Consider the following 8,733-nt stretch of genomic DNA (forward strand, 5'->3'; position numbering starts at 1 on the left):
GTTCCCGTGCCCGAAAGCCGTGTTGCCCTGTCGCCCGCGGAGTACGAACATCCCGCCGACGAACTGGAGGAGCGCGTCGCCGCGATCATGGCGGCGGTGCTGGACGTCGACCTGGTCGGCAGGCGCGACAGTTTCTACGACCTCGGCGGCGGATCGCTCGCGGCGATCCGGATCTGCGCCCGCATCGCGGGCAAGATCGGCTGCCGGCTCGACCCGACGGTGCTGCTCGAACACGACGAGCTGGCCGATTTCGTCGAGCAGATCCGGCAGGGCGCGCCGTGAGCGTGCACGCCGCGGTGGCCCGGCACGCCGGCGACGCGACCGCGCTCGTGCACGGCGATGAACGGGTCAGCTACCGGACCCTGGTCGCGGCGGGGAAAGCCGTGGCGCATCGGCTGTCCTCGGAAGGGGTGCGGCCGGGCGACATCGTCCCGCTGGTGCTGCCGCGCGGTGCGCAGCTGATCGCCGTCCAGCTCGGCGTGCTGATGGCCGGGGCAGGCTACGCGGTGCTCGACCCGCGCTGGCCGGAAAGCCGGATCGCGTCGATCCTGGCGCAGCTGGACGATCCGGTAGTGGTCGGCCGTCCGGGGGTTGGCTTGGACATTACCTGCCCGCTTGAGCCGGTGCCGCTGGCCGAGCTCGCCTCGGGCGCCCAGGCCGCACCGGTGCTGTCCGGCCCGGAAGACATCGCGATGGTGTTCTTCACCTCCGGCAGCACCGGCGTCCCCAAGGGCGTTCTGGTGCCGCATCGCGCCGTGACCAGGATGTTCGGCCCGGACGGCCTGCCGGGCTTCGGGCCCGGACATGTCACGCCGCAGGTCGCGCCGGGGGCCTGGGACATGTACGCGTTCGAGCTGTGGGGTCAGCTGACGACCGGCGGTACGTCAGTGGTGGTCGAGGAGAGCCACCTGATGCCGAGCCGGTTGCGCGATCTCGTCGCCGAGGAAGGCGTGGACACGGTCTGGCTGACGACCTCGCTGTTCAACCTGATCGTCGACGAGGATCTCGATGCTTTCAAAGGCGTCCGGGAGCTTTACGTCGGCGGCGAGAAACAATCGCCCCGGCACGTCGGGATCTTCCTCGACCGCTTCCCGGAGATCCCGCTCTGGAACGGTTTCGGCCCGGCGGAGAACGGGATGCTGACGACCGTGCACCGGATGCGGCCGTCCGATGTGGACGTTCCCGGCGGAATCCCGGCCGGTGTCCCGGTGCCGGGGACCGAGGTCGTCATCCTGCGCGACGACGGTTCCCCCGCGCCCGCCGGCGAACCGGGCGAGATCGTCGCGCTCGGTTCCGGAGTCGCGCTGGGATATCTCGGCGACGAACGGCTGTCGCGCGAACGGTTCCCGCGACCGGGGGCGTACCGCACCGGCGACGTCGGATTGCTGGACGCTGCCGGAATCCTGCACTACCGCGGCCGCCGGGACCGGCAGGTCAAGCTCAACGGCAACCGCATCGAACTCGGCGACGTCGAGGCCGCCGCGGCCGCCGTCCCGCGGATCCGCACCTGCGCCGCGGTCGCCCGGACGGACGCGGACGGCCGGGTCGCGCAGATCGCCCTGGTCTACACCCTGGCCGACGGCGCCCGGCTGTCCCCGCAAGAGGCACGCAAGGAACTCGGCGCGCTGCTTCCCGCCTACGCGGTCCCGACGAGATTCGAACTGGTCGAGGAACTGCCCCGGCGGGAGAACGGCAAAGTCGACCTGTCCGCGCTGGAGAGCCGATGACGGACGTCTTTCCGCAGACCTTCGAACAGGAAGCGATCTGGATCGCCGACCAGTTCGCGGGCCGCCCGTCGCCGTTTCTCGAGACCTGGGCCCAGCGGGTTTCCGGCCCCCTTGACGTCCCGGCGCTGGAACGCGCGCTGCGGGCCCTGGTGGGCCGGAACGCCGCGTTCCGCACGAGGTTCGCCCTCGACGAGACCGGCCCGATCCAGCTCATCGATCCGGTCGGCGCCCTGCCTTTCGAACGGCTGCCATGGCCCGGGGGAGACCTGCACGAGGTGCTGCGCCGCGCTGGGCAGCGACCGCTGGACCTGACGTCGGCACCGGCGCGGATGACGCTGTACGACTACGGGCCGGACGAATACGTCCTGCTGCTGCAGATCCACCACGTCATCGTGGACGACGCCTCGCTGGTGCTGATCGACCGCGAATTGTCCGCGCTGTATGCGGAACAAGTCGTCGACGCCCCGGCTTTTACCCTGGGAGAGCACGCAGTCCGTCAGCGCGCGGCCGGGATCTCGGACGAAGACCTCGCCTTCTGGTCCTCATATCTCGACGGCGCCCGCGCGATGTCCCAACTGCCGCCGCACCCGCGCCAACTGCCTGCTCGACGGGGAACCGAGTGCGCCTGTGTCCGCGGCACCGTCCCCGCCGAACTGAGCGACGCGGTGCGCTCAGCCGCCCGTTCCCTGCGCACTACCGCGAACGTGCTGATGAGCGTCTGCCTGGCTTTTGTCGCGGCGGCGGTGAACGACGACGACATCGTCCTCGGCACCCCCATGTCCCGCCGCGGCGACCCGGACCTCGACGACGTGATCGGCTGCCTGACCGATCTGCTGCCGGTGCGCTACCAGGTTTCCGCCGACGCCACGGTCGGCCAGGTCTGCGCCGCCGCGAAACGCACGTCTTTAGCGGTATTGCGGCACCGAAACGTGCCGTATGCGCTGCTCGGCGGAGGCGTCACGCGTGAGCGCGGAGTGCTGTCCGGTTCGCACCTGGGCCGGATCTGCTTGGTCCTCGACGAGGCGCCGAGCCACCTCGAGCTTCCGGGCCTGCGCTGCGAACGGGTGTACGTCGCGGGCGCGGCGGCGAAGTTTGACTGGCTGCAGTATGTGGTCGCGGACGGGAAAAGCTGGCAGGTCCGAGCCGACTACGCCACCGACTACTTCACCGCCGACGAAGCGCATGCCGTGCTGAAGCAATGGCTGACCGCGCTGTCGCTCGTCTCGGGCGACCTCGACCTTCCCGTGCGCACCCTGCTCGACCAGCTGGAGGCCCGCAGATGACCGCGCCGTCGTACGAACTGACCCATCCGCAAGCCCTCGAAGCCGAAGCCGTGCACATCTTCCGCGAGGTCGCGGCCACCTTCGCCCGCCCCGCGCTGCTGTTCTCCGGCGGCAAGGACTCCGTGGTGATGCTGCACCTGGCGCGCAAGGCGTTCTGGCCCGCGCCGGTGCCGTTCCCGCTCGTGCACATCGACACCGGCCACAACTTCGACGAGGTGATCGAGTACCGGGACGAGGTCGTCGCCCGCCTCGGCGTACGGCTCGTCGTCGGCCGCGTCCAGGACGACATCGACAACGGCCGCGTCACGGAAGACCTGCGCGCGGGCCGAAACCGGCTCCAGACCACAACTTTGCTGCGGACGATCAACGACCAAGGCCTCGACGCCGTTTTCGGGGGAGCGCGCCGCGACGAGGAAAAAGCCCGCGCCAAGGAGCGCGTATTCAGCTTCCGCGACGAATTCGGCCAATGGGACCCGCGCAATCAACAGCCGGAACTCTGGCGGCTGTACAACGGCCGCCACCGCAAAGGCGAGCACATCCGGGTCTTCCCGCTGTCGAATTGGACCGAACTGGACATCTGGACCTACATCGAGGCCGAGAACATCGACCTGCCGCCGCTCTACTACGCGCACCGCCGCCCGGTCGTCCGCCGCGACGGCATGCTGCTCGCCGACACCCGCTTCCTCCACCGCCGCCCGGACGACGAAGAACCGTTCACCGCGACCGTCCGCTTCCGCACCGTCGGCGACGCCACCTGCACCGGCTGCGTCGAATCGACCGCGGCCACTCCCGCGGCGGTCGTCGCCGAGGTCGCCGCCACCCGCGTGACCGAACGCGGCGCCACCCGCGCGGACGACCGGATCTCCGAAACCGGCATGGAGGACCGAAAGAAGGAGGGGTACTTCTGATGAGCCACCTCGTCCGGCTGGCCACCGCGGGCAGCGTCGACGACGGAAAGTCGACGCTGATCGGACGGCTGCTGTATGACTCGAAAGCGATCTTCGAAGACCAGCTCGCCGCCGTCGAACGCACCAGCGCGCAACGCGGCGACGCCCACACCGACCTGGCCCTGCTCACCGACGGCCTGCGCGCCGAACGCGAACAGGGCATCACCATCGACGTCGCCTATCGCTATTTCGCCACGCCACGGCGGAAATTCATCATCGCCGACACTCCCGGCCACATCCAATACACCCGCAACATGGTCACCGGCGCCTCCACCGCCGATGTCGCGCTCATTCTCGTCGACGCGGAAAAAGGCGTGCTGGAACAGTCGCGCCGGCACGCCTTCATCGCCAGCCTGCTCGGCGTCCCGCACCTGATCGTGTGCGTGAACAAAATGGACCTGGTCGACTACGCGCAGGAACGATTCGCCGAGATCGTCGAAGAATTCCGCCGCTTCGCCGCGAAACTGGACGTCCACGACCTGGCCTTCGTGCCGGTTTCCGCCCTGCATGGCGACAACATCGTCAACCGCAGCGCCGAAATGCCCTGGTACGAAGGCCCCGCGCTGCTGCACCGGCTCGAAGAAGTGCACGTCGCGTCGGACCGCAACCTCATCGACGCGCGCCTGCCGGTGCAATACGTCATCCGCGCCCACGGTTTCGCCGAGGGCCAAGGCTTCCGCGGCTACGCCGGCACCATCGCAGGCGGCGTCTTCAAACCCGGCGACGAGGTCACCGTCCTGCCGTCCGGCTTCGGCACCACCATCGCCGCCGTCCGAGGCCCCGGCGGCACCGCGATCGAAGAAGCCTTCGCAGGCCAAGCCGTGACCGTCGAACTGTCCGACGAGATCGACATCGTCCGCGGCGACCTCATTTGCCGCCCGAACAACCGCCCGCATGTCGCCGCCGACGTCGACGCCATGGTCTGCTGGCTGACCGAACACAGCTCCCTTTCGGTCGGCGCCCGATACACCGTCCACCACACGACGCGCGAGGTCCCCGCCACCGTCGGCCAGCTGGACTACCGCCTCGACATCAACACCCTGCACCGCGACCAGGCCGTCGATTCGCTGTCCCTGAACGAAATCGGCCGGATCCGGCTGCGCACGCGACAGCCGCTGCACTTCGACCCGTACCGCCGCAACCGCGACACCGGCAGCTTCGTGCTCGTCGACGAGGTCAGCAAGAAAACGGTCGCCGCCGGAATGATCATCGGCCCGGCGGAAACCGCGCCCGACGTCGTCTGGCACGAACCAGCCGTGACCCGATCAAGGCGCGCCACCTCGGGAATGACCGTGTGGCTGACCGGTTTGTCGGCGTCGGGAAAGTCCACTGTGGGCGCCGAGCTGGAGCGTCGGCTGGTCGCCTCCGGCCGCCCCGCCTACCTGCTGGACGGAGACAACCTGCGCCACGGCGTCAACGCCGGGCTGGGCTTCTCCGCCGAAGACCGCCAGGAGAACGTCCGCCGAACCGGAGAGATCGCGAAGCTGTTCGCCGACGCGGGCACCGTGGCCGTGGTGACGCTGATCAGCCCGTACCGCGCCGACCGGGACGCCGTCCGTCGCAGTCACGAGGAAGCAGGCTTGCGATTCGTGGAGGTCTTTGTCGACACCCCGCTGGAGACTTGCGCGGCCCGCGACCCGAAGGGCCTGTACGCGAAGGCCCGGCGAGGCGAGATCGTCGGCTTCACCGGAGTGGACGACCCGTACGAGGTGCCCCGAAGCCCGGACGTCGTCCTGCGCCCGGACGACGGTGCTCCTTCCGCACAGGCAGCGATCCTGCTGGAGTGGCTGGCGCGGTGATCGCTGCGGCCCGCCTCGCCGGTGTGGACGGCCCGCGCACCGGCGAAACCCTCCTGTCGGCGAAAATCCCGTCACCCACCGCGATCCGGCGCGCATAGCCTCCAGGAACCGCCAGGTCGTGCTCGCCGGCGGAACCCAGTGCCGAGCAGGGAAAGGCGGCGGATCGTGACGCTGCGGGAAAAGGTCGAGAGCCGCCTCGCCGGCGAGTTCGTGCCGGGGGAGCGCGTGCTGAACGCGCTGGTCGCGTTTCGCACGGGAGGCGTGCGGAAGACGATGGTCGCCGGCGCGGCGGGCATCGCCGGGCTCGCGGGCGCGGCCGGGATGGCGCTCGCCGCGCGGCGCGGGCAGACCGAAGCCCCGCAGGTGCCGATCGCGACGCCGGGCCGGTTCGTCTTTTCGCTCACCTCGCACCGCGTCGCGCTGTTCACCGTCGGCGGCATCGTCCGGGCCGCACCTGGGAAACCGCTGCAGTCGTGGACGCTCGACCAGCTCGCCTGGGTCTCGGAACCCGAACTGAACTCCGGCGTGGCGCAGGCGCTCCGCGGCCAGATCGGCATCACCGGCGAAGGCGTCCTCGGCTACGAATTCGCCCGCCTCCAGGTCGACGAGGGCCGGTCCATGATCAAGCGCCTGGCCCGCGCCCTGAAGGAACTCGACGCCTGAGCTCCCGGATCCCCGCCAGCTCCTCCGGCACCGGTCCGAAATGGACGATCCCCAGCCGCCGCGTCGCGCGCGTCATCGCGACGTAGAGATCGTTGCGGCCCAGGGGAGCGTCGAGAATCCGGGCCGGATCGACGATCAGCACCGAATCGAACTCCAGCCCCTTCGCCTCCCCAGGCGTCAGCACCCTCGCAGCGCACCCCTCCCGCAACGCCGCGACATGACACGCCGGAGCAATGATCAGCTCACCAGCAATAGCGCCGACCTTGGCAAGCGTGCCCTGCCGACGCCACGGCGATTCACCAGCAGCCCGCACAGACCGCGGCGGCTGAAGCCCAGGGTGCTGCGCAGCGAACACCTCGCCCGCAGCCGCCATGATCTCCGACGGCGTCCGGTAATTGACGCTCAACTCCGCCAACCGCCAGCGATCCGCCACATGCGGCGCCAGCACCTGCTCCCACGACGTCGCCCCCGCCGGATCGCTGGTCTGCGCGAGATCGCCGACGACCGTCATCGACTTGGCCGGACAGCGCCGCATCACCATCCGCCACGCCATCGCGGACAGTTCCTGCGCCTCGTCGACCACCACGTGCCCGAACGTCCGCGCTGATGCGCCGAGCACCGCGGAAGCCTCGTCCAGCAACGGAATATCCGCCGCACTCCAGCCCCAGCCCGGCGCCTCATCGTTTCCCGCACGGGTTTCGCCGATCGCCTCATCCGCCGATTGGACGTTGCCCAGTTCTCCGAACACCTCCGCCACCACCTCCTCCGCAGTCAGCGCGGGCCACAGGTCGTCCAGCACCCCGCACACCGCGACGTCGGCCAGCAACGCCTTGCACAGGTCAGCGACGTCAACCTCGTCCAGCAACCGCCGAGGCCCGTCGTCCTGGTCCGGCCCCAGCACCACCCCAGCCGCGGCCAATGCCCGCAGATCCGCCGCACTGAGCCGACCGTCCGCGCTCCCGCCGTCGATGGCCTCACCGCTCTCGGTGAACACCACGTTCTCCAGCCGATCGGCCAACCTCCGCGCGAGAAGTTCCACCATCCGCTGCTGAAATACCAACCGTGCCTGCTGGTACGGCAACCCCCGGCCGGAAGCGAACTCCGCCGCACCCCGCCATTCGGAGCGCTCCAGCCTCACCGCCTGGTGCTCGAATTCCACCTCGACCGCCTCGCCGGACGCACCCGCCCGGCCCCACACCGCCGCGGCGATCCGATCGGCCGCCTCCGCCCGTCCCTTGACCTCCGCGACCCCGGCCGGATCCACCCGGCTGACCTCGACGTCCGGCCGCAACCGGGCGATCGTCGCGGTCACCGCGGAGTGCTCGCCCAGCCCCGGCAGCACCTGCCCGATGTAGTCGAGAAAGACGTCGCTGGGCCCGATCACCAGCACACCCCGCGTGCGCAACCGCGGACGCGTGTACATCAGATACGCCAGCCGATGCAGCGCCACCGCGGTCTTCCCGGTCCCCGGCCCGCCCTGCACCACCAGCACTCCCGCGTGCCCGTCGCGGACGATCCGGTCCTGCTCGGCCTGCAGCGTCGTGACGATGTCGCCCATCCGCCCGGTCCGGTCCGCCATCAACGCCGCCTCGCCGACCAGAGCCCCGGTCCCGGCGGCGTCGGGATCGAGCAACTCGTCGTCGAGCGCTGTCACGACCCGTCCGCGGGTGGTGATCCGCCGCCGCCCCCGAACACCGTGCGCCTCCGCCATGGTCGCGGTGTAGAACGGCTGCGCCGCCGGGGCCCGCCAGTCGAGCAGCAACGGCTCGTCCGCCCCGTCCCGGAACAACCCCGCCCGGCCGATGTACCTCCGGCTCCCGTCGTGCATCTCGAGCCGCCCGAAGCAGAGCCCGTCCTCGACGGCCTCCAGGCGCGCCAACTCCGCCTTCCAGCGCGCCGCCGCCTCCGGGTCCTCGCTTTCGCAACCGCTAGCCGCCTGCTCGCGCAACGCGTCGAGCCTGCCGTACAAGGCGGTCACGTACTCCTGCTCGAGAACAAGCTCACGATCGACGTCGTTTTCGGTCGGCACCCCTGAACTCCCCGCTGTCGGGTGAACGATGGCACCGAGGGTGCGCGGCATTCCGAGGAAATAACAGTCTTGTCTTTCCTCGCGGCGTCAGCCGAGCGGCTCAAGGCCGCACAGACCCGTAAGACGGGACCCGGGCGAGATTCGCGCTGGCCAGGTTCGCCGCCCGCCGCACCGCGTCCGCCAGCGACGGCAGCCTCCGCTGGTCCAGTGGTCCGTGAGGGGAACCCTGAGGGAATCAGAGTCCAATGCCTGGGACTTAAGCGGCTCGTGGTTGGGCGGTGGTGG

Annotated in this window: 7 protein-coding genes; 6 read left to right on the top strand and 1 reads right to left on the bottom strand. The window is 69.9% G+C overall.

Annotated elements, in window-relative coordinates:
- The first annotated feature begins 6 nt into the window (after nucleotides 1-6).
- The 6 genes from ACFORO_RS43550 (at nucleotide 7) to ACFORO_RS43575 (ending at nucleotide 6,419) form a co-directional block, all read left to right on the top strand.
- Nucleotides 7-282, top strand: coding sequence for a phosphopantetheine-binding protein (locus ACFORO_RS43550; protein WP_354742633.1), 276 nt, complete (start codon nucleotides 7-9; stop codon nucleotides 280-282).
- Complete coding sequence (locus ACFORO_RS43555) at nucleotides 279-1,727, top strand: AMP-binding protein (protein ID WP_377873905.1); 1,449 nt, start codon at nucleotides 279-281, stop codon at nucleotides 1,725-1,727. Before ACFORO_RS43550 ends, ACFORO_RS43555 begins: the two co-directional genes overlap by 4 nt.
- Nucleotides 1,724-3,010, top strand: a complete 1,287-nt coding sequence (locus ACFORO_RS43560) for a condensation domain-containing protein (RefSeq protein ID WP_377873904.1) — start codon at nucleotides 1,724-1,726, stop codon at nucleotides 3,008-3,010. Before ACFORO_RS43555 ends, ACFORO_RS43560 begins: the two co-directional genes overlap by 4 nt.
- Nucleotides 3,007-3,918 carry a sulfate adenylyltransferase subunit CysD gene (cysD, locus tag ACFORO_RS43565; RefSeq protein ID WP_377873903.1) on the top strand — a complete coding sequence of 304 codons (912 nt, stop codon included), beginning with the start codon at nucleotides 3,007-3,009 and terminating at the stop codon, nucleotides 3,916-3,918. Before ACFORO_RS43560 ends, cysD begins: the two co-directional genes overlap by 4 nt.
- Nucleotides 3,918-5,756 carry an adenylyl-sulfate kinase gene (gene cysC / locus ACFORO_RS43570; protein ID WP_377873902.1) on the top strand — a complete coding sequence of 613 codons (1,839 nt, stop codon included), beginning with the start codon at nucleotides 3,918-3,920 and terminating at the stop codon, nucleotides 5,754-5,756. The genes cysD and cysC overlap by 1 nt, the downstream gene beginning before the upstream one ends.
- A gap of 165 nt (nucleotides 5,757-5,921) precedes the next feature.
- Entirely contained in the window at nucleotides 5,922-6,419 is a 498-nt protein-coding gene (locus ACFORO_RS43575) for a hypothetical protein (RefSeq protein WP_377873901.1), read from the top strand.
- On the opposite strand, the gene ACFORO_RS43580 is transcribed toward ACFORO_RS43575, so the two are convergent.
- Nucleotides 6,379-8,448: a HelD family protein gene (locus ACFORO_RS43580; RefSeq protein ID WP_377873900.1), complete on the bottom strand. Its 2,070-nt coding sequence runs from the start codon at nucleotides 8,446-8,448 to the stop codon at nucleotides 6,379-6,381. The two genes, ACFORO_RS43575 and ACFORO_RS43580, sit on opposite strands and share 41 nt — an antisense overlap.
- Nucleotides 8,449-8,733: the final 285 nt, after the last annotated feature.

This window comes from Amycolatopsis halotolerans (assembly GCF_042647905.1).
In the GTDB taxonomy this organism is placed as follows: domain Bacteria; phylum Actinomycetota; class Actinomycetes; order Mycobacteriales; family Pseudonocardiaceae; genus Amycolatopsis; species Amycolatopsis halotolerans.